At 42.7% G+C, this 17,382-nt stretch carries 15 protein-coding genes; 8 read left to right on the top strand and 7 right to left on the bottom strand.

Annotation, left to right across the window (positions count from 1 at the left end; translation table 11 throughout):
- Positions 1-101 precede the first annotated feature (101 nt).
- The 3 genes from lolC to lolE are packed head-to-tail and all read left to right on the top strand — an operon-like array spanning position 102 to position 3,232.
- Entirely contained in the window at positions 102-1,307 is a 1,206-nt protein-coding gene (lolC, locus tag MHN79_RS06215) for a lipoprotein-releasing ABC transporter permease subunit LolC (RefSeq protein ID WP_239172141.1), read from the top strand.
- Positions 1,300-1,986: a lipoprotein-releasing ABC transporter ATP-binding protein LolD gene (gene lolD, locus MHN79_RS06210; protein ID WP_239172140.1), complete on the top strand. Its 687-nt coding sequence runs from the start codon at positions 1,300-1,302 to the stop codon at positions 1,984-1,986. Before lolC ends, lolD begins: the two co-directional genes overlap by 8 nt.
- Before the next feature lies 1 nt (position 1,987).
- Entirely contained in the window at positions 1,988-3,232 is a 1,245-nt protein-coding gene (lolE, locus tag MHN79_RS06205) for a lipoprotein-releasing ABC transporter permease subunit LolE (protein WP_239172139.1), read from the top strand.
- Positions 3,233-3,317: 85 nt separating this feature from the next.
- Here lolE and MHN79_RS06200 read toward each other — a convergent pair whose 3' ends face one another.
- Positions 3,318-3,863: a DUF2062 domain-containing protein gene (locus tag MHN79_RS06200; protein WP_239172138.1), complete on the bottom strand. Its 546-nt coding sequence runs from the start codon at positions 3,861-3,863 to the stop codon at positions 3,318-3,320.
- A gap of 209 nt (positions 3,864-4,072) precedes the next feature.
- On the opposite strand from MHN79_RS06200, the gene MHN79_RS06195 reads away from it, so the two are divergent.
- Genes MHN79_RS06195 through kdsB form a run of 5 tightly spaced genes read left to right on the top strand, consistent with a single transcriptional unit; the run spans position 4,073 to position 9,812 of the window.
- Positions 4,073-6,109 carry a DNA internalization-related competence protein ComEC/Rec2 gene (locus MHN79_RS06195; RefSeq protein ID WP_239172137.1) on the top strand — a complete coding sequence of 679 codons (2,037 nt, stop codon included), beginning with the start codon at positions 4,073-4,075 and terminating at the stop codon, positions 6,107-6,109.
- Positions 6,110-6,140: 31 nt separating this feature from the next.
- Entirely contained in the window at positions 6,141-7,889 is a 1,749-nt protein-coding gene (msbA, locus tag MHN79_RS06190) for a lipid A ABC transporter ATP-binding protein/permease MsbA (protein ID WP_239172136.1), read from the top strand.
- A 3-nt stretch (positions 7,890-7,892) separates the two neighbouring features.
- Entirely contained in the window at positions 7,893-8,900 is a 1,008-nt protein-coding gene (gene lpxK, locus MHN79_RS06185) for a tetraacyldisaccharide 4'-kinase (protein WP_239172135.1), read from the top strand.
- Positions 8,881-9,060 carry a Trm112 family protein gene (locus MHN79_RS06180; protein ID WP_006075338.1) on the top strand — a complete coding sequence of 60 codons (180 nt, stop codon included), beginning with the start codon at positions 8,881-8,883 and terminating at the stop codon, positions 9,058-9,060. Before lpxK ends, MHN79_RS06180 begins: the two co-directional genes overlap by 20 nt.
- On the top strand, positions 9,060-9,812 hold the full coding sequence (gene kdsB / locus MHN79_RS06175; protein WP_239172134.1) for a 3-deoxy-manno-octulosonate cytidylyltransferase: 753 nt from the start codon (positions 9,060-9,062) through the stop codon (positions 9,810-9,812). Before MHN79_RS06180 ends, kdsB begins: the two co-directional genes overlap by 1 nt.
- Before the next feature lie 107 nt (positions 9,813-9,919).
- Here the strand turns inward: kdsB and MHN79_RS06170 are convergent, their stop codons facing one another.
- From MHN79_RS06170 to pflA, 6 genes are all read right to left on the bottom strand, one after another.
- A complete protein-coding gene (locus MHN79_RS06170) occupies positions 9,920-11,458 on the bottom strand; it encodes a SpoVR family protein (protein WP_160931261.1) in 1,539 nt (512 codons plus the stop codon).
- 10 nt (positions 11,459-11,468) lie between these two features.
- Positions 11,469-12,737, bottom strand: a complete 1,269-nt coding sequence (locus MHN79_RS06165; RefSeq protein ID WP_114784495.1) for a YeaH/YhbH family protein — start codon at positions 12,735-12,737, stop codon at positions 11,469-11,471.
- A 134-nt stretch (positions 12,738-12,871) separates the two neighbouring features.
- Positions 12,872-14,806: a PrkA family serine protein kinase gene (locus MHN79_RS06160; protein ID WP_114784497.1), complete on the bottom strand. Its 1,935-nt coding sequence runs from the start codon at positions 14,804-14,806 to the stop codon at positions 12,872-12,874.
- A gap of 281 nt (positions 14,807-15,087) precedes the next feature.
- Entirely contained in the window at positions 15,088-15,585 is a 498-nt protein-coding gene (locus MHN79_RS06155) for a YfbU family protein (RefSeq protein ID WP_239172133.1), read from the bottom strand.
- 124 nt (positions 15,586-15,709) lie between these two features.
- Positions 15,710-16,375 carry an energy-coupling factor ABC transporter permease gene (locus MHN79_RS06150; protein ID WP_239172132.1) on the bottom strand — a complete coding sequence of 222 codons (666 nt, stop codon included), beginning with the start codon at positions 16,373-16,375 and terminating at the stop codon, positions 15,710-15,712.
- A gap of 67 nt (positions 16,376-16,442) precedes the next feature.
- Positions 16,443-17,183, bottom strand: a complete 741-nt coding sequence (pflA, locus tag MHN79_RS06145) for a pyruvate formate lyase 1-activating protein (RefSeq protein WP_239172131.1) — start codon at positions 17,181-17,183, stop codon at positions 16,443-16,445.
- Positions 17,184-17,382 lie beyond the last annotated feature (199 nt).

Genomic DNA, 17,382 nt, shown 5'->3' with positions numbered 1-17,382 from the left:
TTGTTTCGTGCATGATTTGACGCCATTTTAGCGAATAAGGACTACAACCTAGGGCGATAAATCGTTACAGTAATGGCTATCAAACGTTTTTGGTTATAACTATGTTCCATCCTGTATCTGCCTTTATTGGTCTTCGTTATTTGCGTGGACGCTCGGGTGATAGGTTCAGCCGTTTTGTTTCCTATATGTCGACGGCGGGCATCACCATAGGAGTAATGTCTCTGGTGACGGTACTTTCGGTAATGAACGGCTTTGAAGCGCAATTGAAAGGCCGCATCTTGGGCGTTTTACCCCAAGCGATAGTGTCTTATGCTGACGGAAAAACACCGAACACTTCCCCCCCTAACTTTCTTGATCAATTGCCGAGTTCAGCTTTACCAGAACCTATTGTTCAAGGAGAAGCGGTTATTCAAAGTGCCAGCACGCTATCTGCGGGCTTGCTGATAGGCGTAAAACCTAATGACCACGATCCGATAGAATCTTTCTTGGTGGCTGGCAGACTCACCTCTTTGCAATCGGGGCAATACCAAGTTTTGATTGGCCAAAGTTTGGCGAGAGGGTTGAAAGCTTCGGTTGGCGACAAAGTGCGTCTTATGGTCACAAGTGCTAGTCAGTTTACTCCACTTGGTCGCATTCCAAGTCAACGAATCTTCACCGTGGCTGGTATTTATAATACAGGCTCTGACGTCGACTCCCAGCTAATAGTAACTCACATAGATGATGCAGCTCGTTTGCTTCGATTGCCAAAAAACACAATCACAGGTTGGCGATTATTCTTCGATGATCCTTTTGTTGTCAGCGATCTAGGAAGTAAAGCCTTGCCAGATGGCTGGAAATGGCAAGATTGGCGAGACCAACGTGGTGAGTTGTTCCAAGCGGTTCGAATGGAAAAAAATATGATGGGTTTGATGCTTGGCCTTATTATTGGCGTTGCTGCGTTTAACATTATATCTGCTCTTATTATGGTGGTAATGGAAAAGCAAGCTGAAGTAGCCATATTGAAGACTCAAGGTATGACAAAGGCTGAGCTGATAGGTGTTTTCATGGTTCAAGGGGCGAGCAGCGGTGTTCTTGGATCAATCATTGGTGGTGGACTGGGTGTTTTGTTGGCCACTAACCTCAACTCTATACTCGACAGTGCTGGTGTTGCTTTGCTTTCCGTTGGGGGTCAACTGCCTGTATTAGTAAACCCTTTCCAAATCGGAACTGTGATCGTAATGGCCATTGCTTTGAGTTTATTGGCGACGCTTTTCCCTTCTTATCGTGCATCTTCTATTAAACCTGCTGAGGCTTTGAGATATGAATAACCTCCTTCAATGTCATAATATTTGTAAAACATACCGAGAAGGATCGATTGACACTCAAGTCCTCAAAGGAGTTAGCTTTGAGTTACAAAAAGGTGAACTGGCTTCGATCATTGGCTCATCAGGGTCGGGTAAAAGTACCTTGCTGCATATTCTGGGGACACTTGATGACGCAACAGAAGGAGAGGTAAGTATTCTTGGGCAGAACGTCGCGTCTTTAAGTTCGAATAAGCAAGCTAGGCTTCGTAATCAGCATCTTGGCTTTGTATATCAATTTCACCATCTTTTGGCCGATTTTAGCGCGCTAGAAAATGTCGCCATGCCGCTTTTGATTGGCGGAGAAAAATCAACCAAAGCCAAACAGGCCGCTAAAGCTTTACTTGGCAAAGTTGGATTAACTCACCGCTTGGGCCATCGGCCTTCCGAGTTGTCTGGGGGAGAGCGCCAGCGCGTTGCGATAGCCCGTGCGCTTGTTAACAACCCCTCTTTGGTGCTTGCTGACGAACCAACTGGCAATCTCGATTACCAAACGGCGCTGTCAATTTACGATTTAATGCGCGAGTTAAACCAAGAATCAGGAACGGCATTTCTGGTGGTGACTCATGATGGCGAGTTAGCTGCAAAAATGGATAAGCAGTTACACATGCAAGATGGTTTGCTGCTTGATGTCGAGGGAGTCTAGTGTGTTTTCTTCATTATCACTATTAATTGGTAGCCGTTTTAGCCGAGCCAAGCAGAGAAATAAAATGGTGTCGTTTATTTCATTGTCTTCCACTATCGGCATTACTGTTGGCGTCGCGGTCATTATCATAGGACTGTCGGCAATGAATGGTTTTGAGAGAGAACTCAAGGATCGCGTTCTATCAGTCATTGCTCATGGTGAGTTTGAAGGAGTGAGAGGACCTATCTTCGATTGGCAATCTGTGGTGCAGCAAGCTGAAAAGCACCCCAAAATTGAAGCGGCAGCTCCCTATGTAACTATTACGGCGTTAGCTGAAAAAGGTAATAAGGTTAAGGCGCTTGAAGTTCGTGGAGTGGACGCAGAGTTGGAATCTAAGGTGTCTAGCATCAATCGCTATGTGGATGACAAGGCATGGCAAGACTTTATGCCTGGCAAACAACAGGTGATTCTGGGTCAAGGAGTCGCGACATATTTAGGAGTGTCAGAAGGTGATTATCTTACTCTTATGATCCCGACTTCAGGTTCCACTAATCGAGTACAAGCGCCAAAGCGAGTTCGACTTAAGGTTGCTGGTTTGCTTAAACTCAACGGGCAGATTGACCATAACCTTGCAATTGTGCCTTTAGAAGATGCTCAGAAATACGCTCAGCTTACTGGTGCTGTTACCGGTGTGTCCTTGAAAGTTTCTGATGTTCTTAATGCAACACAAATTGTGCGTGAAGCAGGCAATACCTTAGATGTTTATGTGTATCTGCGTAGTTGGCAACAAGAATATGGCTTCTTGTATAGAGACATTCAACTTGTTAGGACGATAATGTATCTTGTTATGGTCCTCGTAATCGGTGTCGCTAGCTTTAACATTGTATCGACGCTCATGATGGCGGTAAAAGATCGCGCGGGAGAAATTGCGATATTAAGAACAATGGGGGCGACGGATGGCTTGATGAAGCGAATTTTTATTTGGCAAGGCGTTTTTTCTGGTGTCCTAGGTAGTGTTATCGGTAGCGTATTCGGTGTTCTAGTCGCAGCGAATTTGACTTACCTCATCAAACTACTGGAAAAAGCAATTGGCCATCAATTTCTCTCTGGGGATATTTACTTTGTTGATTTTCTGCCCTCACAAATTGTCTGGACAGACATAGCTCTTGTGTCAGGAACGGCGATTATCTTAAGTTTACTTGCGACTTGGTATCCGGCTTCTCGTGCATCTAAACTTAACCCAGCTTTAGTCCTAAGTTCTAAATAAAAACACAAAGATTAAAGGGCCATTTGGGCCCTTTAATCTTTGTATGACATGTCAGTTTTACCAAATTTAACCATTCATCGAAAACCTAATCTTTGCGCTTTCCTTTCTTTAGTAACCTACCTAATCTGATTTTTCTTTGCTGCCAGCTTCTCACAACAGAATAGCGCCAAAGTGCTTTGATACCGAAGTATCCAGCAATGGCTGAGACAATGCCACAAATCATGCAGCCGAGTATGAAAGGAGGACCAATGGTACTCATTTGCTGCATGATAAAGTCCCACGATAACTCGAAATGAAAGGGTTGCGGAGAGGTATGCATAACCACAGCGCCGACTTTATAAGCAAAGTAAAACAGTACGGGCATAGTTATAGGGTTGCTTACCCAAACAAGTGCGACAGACAGAGGAAGATTAACACCACATACAATCGCTAAGCCAGCTGACATAATCATTTGGCTTGGTAATGGTACGAAAGCCATAAACAAACCAACGGCGAACGCCCCTGAAGCTGAACGACGATTTAGGCACCAGAGGTTAGGATTGTAAAGCACGTTACCAAAAATTTTCAATGCTTTCTGGCGTTTTATGACTTCATGGTCAGGCATAAAACGTTTTATGAGTTTTCTTGGCATAGGGAAATATGACTCTCTTTTTAAATTACTGGACACTCATTTCGTTTTGTTTCCTTATCTCGACCGCCCAGTTTTGGTGGACCGCGCCATCATGGCCATGGGTGTTTCCCTGTGTATTGATTCTGATACTCAGTATAAGGTTAAAATTGCTAAAATGGTGTGTTGGATTACTCATTGCTTGCTTAATACTCATAATACGCATTAATTGTGTGTACTCTCAGCAAGAGATGCTTTTCCAAGATGGTCCAAATATTACCATAAATGCCGAGGTTGACAGCTTTTTTAAGCAAATAAATCACGGTTTTCACGGTAAAGTAACTGTCACTGCTATTAACGGAAAGTCTATTTTAGGCCCTCTTAGACCCAGCATATGGTTAGTGTCACCTATCCTTCTTGTTTCTAATGACAAAATCCGAGCAAAAATCAAACTAAAGCCCATAACTGGATACCTTAATGATGTCGGGTTTGATGCTGAGAAATTTGCGTTGCAGCAGGGCGTTGTAGGCCGAGGCAGTGTATTAGCTGACTATAGCTATTGGATTATAAATTCAGGGTCTGTGCGTTTTTCTTGGTACAGTCAAGTGAAAAACTCAATAGATTCCTTGATGGGCAAAGGAATAATACTGGCTTTGACCTTTGGTATAAGAGATGAATTATCTACAGAGGTACAGCGTCAACTTAAAGCCAGTGGTCTCAGTCACCTAATTGCGATATCTGGGTTGCACATTGGGATTGTGTTCGGTATTGGTTGGTTTGTCGGCAAACTGCTTTTTCGGATTTTTTTTCGTTGGAGAAGTACTCCGATGGTTGTGGCGATCTTGTGTAGCGTTTGTTACGCGTGGCTCGCAGGTTTTTCAATTCCAACGCAAAGGGCGGTCATTGCCTGTTGCTTGGTGTCTGTCTTATCAGTGTCTTCTAATCGAGTGCCTAAAAGTTATCAATGGTTACTCATTTTTTCCTTTTTATTATTTCTGGACCCTTTTTCAACAGCGTCAATGAGTTTGTGGCTTACTATGTGGGCCGTTGCTGTGATTTTGATCTTTTCAACGCAAAAAAGGGCTCACATATCCTATTGGAAAAAAACCGTGACACTTCAGAGCGCTTTGATTCTGGGTATGATGCCAGCAATAGCGATCTTTTTTCATGGCGTTAGCTTAAGTAGTTTTATTTACAATCTTGTATTTGTAGCATGGTTTAGTTGTTTTGTAGTTCCCGTGTCCCTAGTGGCAGTTATCCTTGATATTGGGGCTAACATTACTTTTCTTTGGCGCTGGGCTGACTTATTAATTCAACCTGCATTATATGCGATGAGCTTTGCCGAAGAAACTTGGTTTGCTTTATCAAACGAGCAAGTGACTTGGTTATGCCTTCTTTTCTCGCTATGTTTGTTAGCACCTTACTTAAGCAATTACGGGAGAATCTTATCTCTTCTATGTCTGTTAGCGGTTTTAATCGAATGGCGAGTTAAGCCGATATGGCAAGTTTTTGTACTTGATGTTGGCCATGGCCTGGCCGTTGTTATGCAACAAGATGGAGAAGCGATTATTTATGATACAGGGATCGCTTGGCAGGAAAGCAGTATTGCAGAGCAAGTGATTACACCTTTTCTTCACTATCACGGGGTACGCCAAATAAAGAGTCTTATTTTGTCCCATTCAGATAATGATCATGTTGGTGGAATGACTGAGCTCATTGATCAATGGCGCCCTCAACAGGTAATAAGTAGTCAGGTATTGAAGGATGGTAAGGAGTGCCTTGCTGGGCAAAAAATGACTTGGGGAGCGTTAGATATTGAGTTTATATGGCCAAATAATGCTGTGCCCAGAGCTTATAACCCACATTCGTGTGTTGTTAGAGTCACGCAATCAAATAGTGAACAGTCAATTTTACTGACTGGTGATATCGATGCCGTTGTAGAGTGGATGTTGATTAGGAAACCTAGGCTATTACGCGGTGATGTGATCATTGTTCCTCATCATGGTAGTCGGACGTCGTCAACGACTCAATTTATAAAAGTGGTTGGTCCAGACTTGGCCATTGCCTCAACAGCCAAGACTGGAAAATGGCAGTTACCTGCCCCAATGGTCGTTGAACGATACAGGAAATCAGGCTCAGCTTGGTTAGATACGGGGAGCTATGGGCAAATTAGTATCAGCTTTTATGATTCCAGTTGGCAGGTCGAGCCATTAAGGAGGGTGAAAGGGCGGTCTTGGTATAGGCAGATGCTACGTAAGGGGGTAGAATAGCACCCATAATACTTTTAAATAAAGCTGTTTTATGTCTTCAAATCAAGATGAAACAACATGGCAAACCTTTAAACGCCTTTGGACCTATATTCGCCTTTACAAAGCGGGCCTTTCAGTTGCTGTTGTTGCACTTATTATTAATGCTGCGGCAGATACCTATATGGTGTCATTATTGAAACCTCTGCTTGATGAAGGTTTTGGTGATGCAGAGTCCAATTTCCTTCGAGTACTGCCGTTTATTATATTCGGTATGATGCTTTTGAGAGGCGCGAGTGGTTTTGTCTCTTCTTATTGCCTGAGCTGGGTATCGGGTAATGTTGTTATGCTAATGCGTCGTCGGATTTTTAGCCAGTTTATGCATATGCCCGTCTCCTATTTCGACAAGGAGTCCACTGGAGGTTTGTTGTCTCGTATTACTTATGATTCAGAGCAAGTCGCTGGTGCTACAAGTCGGGCTTTGGTGAGTATTGTACGAGAGGGAGCCAGTATAATTGGCTTCCTTGTCTTAATGTTTTGGTATAGTTGGCAATTATCTCTTGTTCTCTTTATTGTTGCTCCCATTGTTGCATGGGGCATTAGTATCGTTTCGAAACGTTTTCGTAAAATATCCAAAAATATGCAAGATACTATGGGGCATGTAACGGCTTCCGCTGAGCAAATGCTAAAGGGACACAAGGTTGTATTGAGCTATGGTGGTCAAGATGTCGAGCGCGAGCGCTTTGATATAGTGAGTAATCAGATGCGCCAACAGTCAATGAAGTTGGTGGCTGCACAAGCGATTGCCAATCCGGTAATTCAAACTATCGCCTCTATTGCTTTGGTTGTGGTGCTATTCTTAGCCAGCGTTGATTCAATCAAAGAGCAGCTGACACCTGGTACGTTTACGGTCGTATTTTCTGCTATGTTTGCTTTGATGAGACCTCTTAAAGCATTGACCAATGTGACCTCGGAGTTTCAGCGTGGTATGGCAGCGAGCCAGACTTTATTTGAGCTCATGGACCTAGAGACCGAGCAAGACAAAGGAAAGTATGAGATTGACAAAGCCCGTGGCGAGTTAGCGGTAAAAAATGTTACGTTTACTTACGATGGGAAAGATGCGCCTGCTCTGCGCAATGTGAACTTTGAAGTACCCCAAGGAAAAACGGTGGCACTTGTTGGTAGGTCTGGTTCAGGAAAAAGTACCATAGCAAACCTATTTACACGTTTCTATGATGTAGACTCCGGATGCATTGAACTTGATGGCCATGATGTTCGAGATTATAAACTGACCAATCTGCGTAATCATTTTGCTTTAGTATCACAGAATGTGCATCTCTTTAACGATACAATTGCGAATAATATTGCCTATGCAGCAACGCAGGAGTATAGCCGTGAACAAATTGAGCAAGCAGCGCGTCTAGCTTATGCCATGGATTTTATTGAAAACATGGAACATGGCCTTGACACGGTAATTGGTGAAAATGGTGCTAGTCTTTCAGGTGGACAACGCCAGAGAATTGCAATCGCGAGAGCATTGTTACGAGATGCTCCTGTTCTGATTTTGGATGAGGCAACATCAGCATTAGATACTGAGTCTGAAAAAGCCATCCAATCTGCGTTGGATGAGTTACAAAAGAACAAGACAGTACTCGTTATTGCTCATCGGTTATCAACTATTGAAAGTGCTGATGAAATTCTGGTAGTTGATGAAGGTGAAATCATAGAACGAGGTAGTCACGCTAGCTTATTGGAAAAAGATGGAGCGTATGCTCAGTTGCATAGAATTCAGTTTGGTGGTTAAACCATGATTCAAAAAATCTGGTTTGGCAAATCACTTCTCTTTTATATAGTGTGGCCATTATTCTGGCCACTTAGCCGACTTTTTGGTTTTTTTAGCCGAAGGCGACGCCATGGTTTTTTATCAGGAAAGAAGGCGAGTTATCGAGCACCTGTCCCTGTAATTGTGGTTGGGAATATTACGGTTGGTGGAAACGGAAAAACACCTGTTGTCATTTGGCTGATTGAGCAACTTCAAGCTCAAGGATATAAGCCAGGAGTAGTATCACGTGGTTATGGTGCCAAGGCACCTCATTATCCCTTAGTGGTTGAAGCGCAAACTTCGACCAAGCATTGTGGTGATGAACCCAAGCTTATCTATCAGCGCACTGGATCACCGGTTGCCGTTTCTCCAAATCGCTGTGATGCAGTGAAAGCGCTGTTACCTTTGGGTGTAGACATTATTATTACAGATGATGGCCTACAACATTATGCTCTTGAGCGAGATATTGAGCTGGTTGTGGTAGATGGTCATCGCCGTTTTGGTAATGAGCATCTGATGCCATTAGGGCCTTTACGAGAGTCGACCGCTCGATTATCAGAAGTTGACTTTATCGTAGCTAATGGTGGTGAATCAAAAGCTGGTGAAATGATGATGAGTCTAACACCCAGCCTAGCGGTTAATTTAAAAACGAACTTCAAGGCTCCTGTTGGGCAGTTGGAGTCACTTGTTGCTATTGCCGGTATCGGTCATCCCCCCCGCTTTTTTGATACGCTCAAAAGCTTAGGTGCTCAGCCAGTGTTAACTCAAGGATTTGCCGATCACCAAGACTTTGACCCTTGTGAGTTACAAACTTTGGCATCTCAAGGGCAGCATCTAATCATGACGGAAAAAGATGCGGTGAAGTGCAGTGATTATGCCGAAGAAAACTGGTGGTATCTCCCTGTAACAGCGACATTCTGTCACCAAGATGAAGCGCAGATTATAAATAAAATTAAAGAGGTTAAGGAACAGTATGGACCATCGACTGCTTGAGATTGTTGCATGTCCAGTTTGTAAAGGAAAACTGACATTTGATAAAGATAAACAAGAATTGATTTGTAAGTTAGATCGTTTGGCGTACCCAATAAAAGAAGGTATCCCTGTTTTATTAGAGCCAGAAGCTCGCCAAATGAGTATGGAAGAGGGAAGGTAGTGGCCTTTACAGTTATCATTCCAGCTAGGTACGATTCCTCACGTTTACCTGGTAAACCCCTCGCTGATATCGCTGGAAAACCAATGATCCAGTGGGTGTATGAGCAGGCGACTCAGTCGGGAGCAGATACAGTTATTGTCGCAACAGACGATAAGCGAGTAGAAACAGCCGTTAAAGCGTTTGGTGGTAAAGTGTGTATGACTTCGACTGAGCATCAGTCAGGCACGGAGCGCTTAGCTGAAGTTATCCAAAATATGGGTATAGATGACAATCAAGTGATTGTTAACGTACAGGGTGACGAGCCTTTGATCCCACCAGTGACTATTGCTCAAGTCGCGAATAATTTGGCGAATAGTCAGGCTCCGATGGCAACGTTAGCGGTGGAAATATCTCATCAGGATGAGGTCTTTAATCCCAATTCAGTCAAAGTTGTTACAGATAGCGAAGGTTATGCGCTTTATTTTAGTCGAGCTACTATCCCTTGGGATCGTGATAACTTTGCAAATGCTGATAAGGCGATAGTTCAGCCATTAATGAGGCATATCGGTATTTATGCTTATCGAGCTGGTTTTATAAATACCTATATTAACTGGGAGCCAACAGCGTTAGAGAAAATTGAGAGCTTAGAGCAACTTAGGGTGCTCTGGTATGGTGAGAAAATTCATGTAGAGATTGCTAAGCAGATCCCACCAGCAGGTGTCGATACACCAGAAGATCTAGAGGCTGTTCGCCGAATCGTGCAAACGATCTAGCTTTATTTCTTTAGGTCCTTTTATTTTTCTATGTTTATTGAACGATGAAATGAAAAAGGGAGTGCATCATAGGTGCACTCCCTTCTTTTGTTATACGTTAAAGGGGATTATATTTGTCCATCGTACTCGTTTCTTTTAGGGCAAGTTGTCAGAATTTCTCTTCGTCCTGACTCTTTCACTTCTTCCAAAATGACATCAAAACCCCATAAACGATAAAGATGTTTTAGGACTTCTTCATAGCTCTCATCGAGAGGGATCCTATCATGTGGTACGTATTGCAGAGTAAGTGACCTATCCCCTCGAACATCGACATTAAAGACTTGTATATTAGGTTCAAGACTACTTAGGTTATATTGTCCTGCCAGTTTTTCTCTAATATCTCGATAACCAGTGTCATTGTGTATTGCGGTGACTTCAATGTAGTTCTTCCTATCATCATCAGTTATCGCGAATAACTTAAACTCTCGCATTAACTTAGGTGATAAATACTGACTAATAAAACTTTCATCTTTGAAGTTTTTCATCGCAAAGTGTACGGCTTCAAGCCAGTCTGTATCAACGAGTTCTGGAAACCATTCTCTGTCTTCATCTGTCGGCTCTTCACATATCCTTCTTATATCACGGAACATGGCAAAGCCCAGAGCATAAGGGTTAATACCACTAAAATATGGGCTGTTGTATGCAGGCTGTGCAACCACACTGGTATGGCTGTGAAGAAATTCTAAGATGAAGCGATCAGTGACTAGTCCTTCGTCATACAAATGATTGAGAATGGTGTAATGCCAGAATGTAGCCCAGCCTTCATTCATAACCTGAGTTTGCTTCTGTGGGTAAAAATATTGACTGATTTTACGCACAATACGAACAATTTCTCTCTGCCATGACTCAAGTAATGGCGCATGCTTTTCGATAAAGTAGAGGATATTTTCTTGTGGTTCAGAGGGGAAACGAATTTTAGACTCCTCCTGTTCTACCTTACCTTTGGGTACAGTACGCCACAAATCGTTAACTTGAGATTGAAGATAAGTCTCACGCTCTTCTTGGCGCATCTTCTCTTCAGCAATCGAGATCTTCTCGGGACGCTTGTAGCGGTCTACCCCGAAGTTCATCAACGCGTGGCAGGAGTCCAGTAACTCTTCGACTTCTTTAACTCCATACTTTTGCTCACATTCCGCAATATAGTTCTTAGCGAACAAAAGATAATCGATGATGGAACTAGCGTCTGTCCAGGTTTGAAACAAGTAGTTGCCCTTAAAGAAAGAATTATGTCCATAACATGCATGAGCCATTACCAGTGCTTGCATGGTTACGGTATTTTCTTCCATTAAATAGGCAATACAAGGATCTGAGTTAATAACGATTTCGTAGGCTAGCCCCATTTGACCATGTTTGTAGCCCTGCTCGGTTTGAATGAATTTTTTACCGAACGACCAGTGATTGTAATTAATCGGCATACCGATGCTTGAGTAAGCATCCATCATTTGCTCGGAAGTGATGACCTCGATTTGATTTGGATAGGTCTCTAACTGATAGTGATCTGCTACACGTTTAATCTCGGCATGATAACGGTCAAGTATATCAAAGGTCCAATCAGGGCCGTCTGGCAGAGTTTTTTTCTTAGTCGCTTTTTTGGTTTTCGTTGCCATCATAGCCTCCCTAAGCCGTTTCTTTTCTGAAAAGCTCTCGGAATACGGGGAAAATATCCTCTACGCTTCGAATATTTTTCATTGCAAAGTTATCGAAAGCATCTTCCAATTTTTCATACTCGTGCCACAGAGTTTGATGAGAGCGGCGAGTAATCTCTATATACGAATAATACTGGCAGTTAGGTAGTAAGTTCTTGGTGAGTAATTCACGGCATCTAGGTGAATCATCAGCCCAGTTATCGCCATCTGACGCTTGTGCGGCGTATATGTTCCACTCGCCGATTGGGTAACGGTCTGTGACAATCTCTTTCATCAATTTCAATGCACTAGACACTATGGTGCCGCCGGTTTCTTGTGAATAGAAAAACTCATGCTCATCCACTTCTTTTGCTTGAGTGTGGTGGCGAATGAATACCACTTCAACGTTTTCGTAAGTTCTAGTTAAGAAGAGATACAGCAGGACATAAAAACGTTTGGCGATATCTTTGGTAGCTTGATCCATGGAGCCTGAAACATCCATCAAGCAGAACATGACCGCTTGGCTAGAAGGGATAGGCCTGCGTTCGTAGTTTTTAAATCTAAGATCAAAAGTGTCGATGAAGGGGACCGTATCGATGCGTTTGCGAAGGTCCTTGATTTCCTTTTTGAGCCTCTTTTCCTCCAGTAGCTGAGCTGGTTCGCTCATTTTAACTTGATCTAACTCTTCCTCAAGTTCTCTAAGCATGCGTTTTTTGCCTGCCGTCATTGCCGTTCGGCGTGCGAGAGACTGTTGCAGCGATTTCACAATCGCTATATTTGCAGGCACCCCTGCGGTTTGATAACCCGCTCTATGTGTTTTCCATTCCGTTATTTTATTGATTTGGTTTTTTTCCAAGTTTGGAAGTTCTAGGTCTTCGAATAAAATATCTAGATATTCATCTTTGGATATTTGGAATACAAATTCGTCTTGGCCTTCACCGTCAGGGCTTGCGTCCCCTTCGCCTGAACCTCCTTGACCTCCACCTTTAGGACGTTCTATTTTGTCACCAGTGATAAACTGGTCGTTGCCGGGGTGAACGCGTTCTTTAACTCCCCCTTTGCCTTGATGGAAAATAGGTTCTTTGATGTCTTTGTGAGGAATTGCAACGTCTTCGCCAGTTTCTGTATTGGTAATTGATCGGCGGTTGACAGCGTCTGCAACGGATTCTTTGATTTGTTCTTTATGACGACGCAAAAATCGTTGGCGGTTTACCGCGCTTTTATTTTTGCCGTTAAGTCGTCGGTCAATAAATTGCGCCATGAGTCATCCCTCGTATCTTACACACTCACAATGAGAGTATGTTCTCACATCCAATACGCAGCCAGATGATCAAGTCTGGCTGCTAATTCATTGGCCGTATCCCTCTTTTTCGAAGAGGAAACGCTTCCTAGCTATCAAGACGATTTACGTACTCGCAAGTACCACTCTGATAACAAGCGGACCTGTTTCTCGGTATAACCTTTCTCCATCATACGAGCAACGAAGTCATCATGTTTCTTCTGATCCTCAGAAGATGTTTTGGCGTTGAAGGAAATAACGGGTAGTAATTCCTCTGTGTTTGAGAACATCTTCTTCTCAATGACGGTGCGGAGTTTCTCGTAGCTGGTCCACACTGGGTTTTGCCCGTTGTTGCTTGCACGCGCTCTAAGTACAAAGTTAACAATTTCGTTGCGGAAATCTTTAGGATTACTGATCCCTGCGGTTTTTTCGATTTTTTCTAACTCGTTATTAAGAGCGGAACGGTCAAACAGTTGTCCGGTTTCGGGGTCGCGATACTCTTGATCTTGAATCCAGAAATCTGCATAGGTGACATATCTGTCGAAGATATTCTGCCCATATTCTGAGTAAGACTCCAAGTACGCAGTTTGAATTTCTTTACCAATAAATTCAACGTATCTTGGCACCAAATACCCTTTGAGAAACTCTAGGTATTTCTCTGCGGTTTCTTGCGGGAATTGCTCACGTTCAATTTGCTGCTCGATAACATAGAAAAGATGAACTGGATTCGCTGCAACTTCAGTTTGGTCGAAGTTGAAAACGCGAGAAAGAATTTTGAACGCAAAACGCGTTGACAGGCCAGACATACCTTCGTCTACGCCAGCGAAGTCTCGATACTCTTGATAACTTTTTGCTTTTGGATCCGTATCTTTCAATGTCTCTCCATCGTAAACGCGCATTTTGGAAAAAATCGAAGAGTTCTCTGGATCCTTAAGTCTCGAAAGAATGCTAAATTGAGACAGCAACTCTAGTGTGCTGGGAGAGCATGGGGCCTTCGAGAGTTCTGAGTGGTCGAGCAGTTTCTGGTAAATTTTGATTTCTTCAGAAACTCGAAGACAGTAGGGGACTTTGACGATGTATACGCGGTCCAAGAAAGCTTCGTTGTTTTTGTTGTTACGGAAGGTTTGCCACTCAGATTCATTGGAGTGCGCAAGGATCATACCGTCGAACGGAAGTGCTGATAAGCCTTCTGTACCGTTATAGTTACCTTCTTGAGTCGCAGTAAGTAAAGGATGGAGCACTTTGATTGGTGCCTTGAACATTTCCACGAACTCCATCAGCCCTTGGTTTGCCCGGCAGAGTGCACCCGAATAGCTGTAAGCATCTGGATCATCTTGTGAGTAGTGCTCTAGCTGACGAATATCGACTTTTCCGACCAGCGAGGAGATGTCTTGGTTATTTTCATCTCCAGGTTCGGTTTTGGCAATTGCGACTTGATCCAAGATAGATGGCCGCACCTTGACCACTTTAAATTTAGTGATGTCACCGCCAAACTCATGAAGTCTTTTCGCTGCCCATGGCGACATAATAGAGCGAAGATAGCGTTTCTCAATATCGTACTCGCGTTTTAATAGGTCACCATCTTCTGTTACATCAAAGAGGCAGAACGGATGATCATTAACAGGGCTTCGCTCCCCATTTGCTGATAGGACATAAATTGGAACTTGCTGCATGAGTGCTTTTAGCTTTTCTGCTAGTGATGATTTACCACCACCTACAGGTCCAAGTAGATAAATAATCTGCTTACGTTCTTCAAGACCTTGAGCCGCATGTTTTAGGTAAGAAACAATTTGCTCTATTGCTTCTTCCATGCCATAAAAGTCTTTAAACGTTTCGTACCGAGATATTACTCGGTTAGAGAAAATTCTGCTTAGGCAAGGGTCTTGCGCAGTATCAATTAATTCTGGTTCCCCAATAGCCATCAGTAGGCGCTCCGCTGCGTTCGCGTAAGCACTTTTATCATCTTTACAAAGCGCCAAGAAATCTTGCAAGGATAACTCTTCATCCTTGGCTGCTTCATAGCGTGATTGGTAATGGTCGAAAATACTCATAATGACTTCCCCTCTGAACCTGCCTTTACAGACAATCAACCCGCATAGAAAAAAACAAATCCCTTCATAGTAAAGAGTAGTTGGTTTTTAGAATTTTGCTTAAAAAATATGTATTTATTTGCAAATTGTGATGTTTGACCACTTGCTTCAAGTAAGGTCATTGAGACGCAGTAAACTTCGTCTTGTGGTACTGAACTGATTGATGAATTTGTTAGTTTTTGAAATTGTTCGAAAGTGGGCTTGTTGAGGTGGAGTGCTGCCGAGCGGCAGCGCTCTGTGATTCATGAATTTATTATTCGTGTAATTTCATTATCACACAAGTGATACTGGCGTGGACATGTACGCCAAACATCCAACATTCGATGATATTTGTCTAACATTGGCATTTGAGCGTTAAACTGATGGGTTTGATCAAAGCTTGGATACGCACCTTCTGAAGAAACTAGAAAGCGAACATAGTGGACGTACTCAGACTCGGTAGCCATATCAAAACCAAGGAAGATAAGACGTCTTGGCTCAATCTTGCTTTGAGCTTCTTGTGCTAGCCCTTTGTATGACTCTTGCATCGCATGGAACATTTCCATCACATCGATGGTTTTCCGACATTCTAGCTCGTCGAGAGCGCCGAAGTTCTTGTCTAGCTCACGCATATGAAGAGCATAGCCTCGCTCTACTATATTCCTGAGCCGAGAATACTTTGCTTTGTTTTCTGGGTCTAGCTGCGACATCAGCTGATATTGGTTTGACAGAATCAAACGCTGAGCGTTGGTCATTTCCATAATCTTTCCTTTAAAGTCTGATAAATTTTGCACTGCGTCCAGCTTATCGATTAGGTAATGATATAAATATGATCTCAACACATGTTTTCTATGAAAAAGTAGGGAATCTATAGCGTTCTACAGGCTACTTATCTCGGTAATGATTGTAGATATAATCTCGGTCGGAAAAGACACGCAGCCACTCTGGCTTAAAAACAACTAAAATGGCAACTGCCATACCATTTAGTAGCCCTTCAGGAAATGCAAGTAAAGGTAAAAATATCATGTAGTTATCTGATATGGTCGTCCAGTCGTAAGCGCCAAGAGATAGCAGATAAACTGCATTCGTTAACAGATGCATGCTGCCAGTGAAAGCGCCGTTAAAGAAACCTGCTACAAAAATAAACACAAAAATATTTTTTGGTAGATATGAGTAGCTCAGCAAGAAAACGCTGTAACTGATTAATATGGGTATAAAGCCCGATAAAACAATGTAGCTGGGTAACTGATAAGGATTAATTTGACCGAAAAAACAAAGTGATATTGAAATTACAATGGTTAGACCACAAGCACTTCGCCAGCCATACATAAGGGTTAAAGTGGTGAGCGCTAAAAAATGAATGGTTAGGTTATCTTTTACACTGGCTTGAACTGACCATAAGAGGCCCAATAGAATGATAGCGCCACATGTAACATGTTGAAAACTCATTTCAAGGCGCAACTTAGGTATTAAGTGTAAGGAAATATCCTTCCACACCCACTTAATAGAGAGCAGAATAATAGTTAGGCAATACAGTTCTGATAGTTGCAAAGCAATTCACTCAAACTACCAGTCCAGATAGTCCTGGCATTGTTGATGAAATAACGATTTTTTGGAATCAGTATTTTACGTTAGAGTGATATTGTTCAATAACTGATACCACATTATCCATTATTTGCTTGGATGGTGGTTCGACACCCTCAAGAGGGTATTCTAAGCCTAAAGCCTCCCATTTGTGGGCACCTAACTTGTGATAGGGTAGTAGTTCCACTTTTTCTACGTTGTTCATATCTTGGATGAATCGTCCCAAAAGGTGGGCATACTCTGCGCTGTCGGTGTAGCCCGGTACGACTACATATCGTACCCATGTCTTTTGCCCAATCTTTTGTAGATACCGAGCGAAATCTAACGTACGTTTATTTGAGACACCAATAAAATCATGATGTACCTCGTCATTGATATGCTTTAGGTCTAGCATGACGAGATCCGTTGCTTCTAGCACTTCATCTATAACTTGGCTGTGCTTACGAATATAGCCGTTTGTATCTAGGCAAGTGTGAATACCCTCAGCTTTAGCTGCACGAAAAAAATCCCGCACAAATTCTGGTTGTAGCATGGCTTCTCCACCAGAGCAGGTAACACCACCACCCGACGCGTTCATAAAATGGCGATAACTCTTTGCTTCTTTGATGATTTCTTCAACGGTTATTTCTTTACCAGTGTGGGTATCCCAAGTATCTCTATTGTGACAATACATGCATCGCATTAAGCACCCTTGCATAAACACGATAAAGCGAATTCCGGGTCCATCAACAGTTCCACAAGATTCGAAAGAATGGATACGACCAATCGTTGACATAGACTCTTCTCTGGCGATTTATTTTTCGTTATTTTATTACAAAAAATAGGGGTAATATAGGTTTTTAAGGGGATCAAGCTAAGTTTCTAGTAGCTAACAAAAAGAGCGTTACATAGACTAATATATAGTTAAAGAAAATATCACGTAATGTGCAATTTTTTAACTATATACATACAAGTCGGCTAGGCAAGTTTGGAAT

This window comes from Vibrio sp. Of14-4, assembly GCF_022347625.1.
Taxonomy (GTDB): domain Bacteria; phylum Pseudomonadota; class Gammaproteobacteria; order Enterobacterales; family Vibrionaceae; genus Vibrio; species Vibrio pristinus.
Note: the sequence above shows the minus strand (reverse complement) of the source record. Positions and strands in the feature narration are given on the sequence as shown.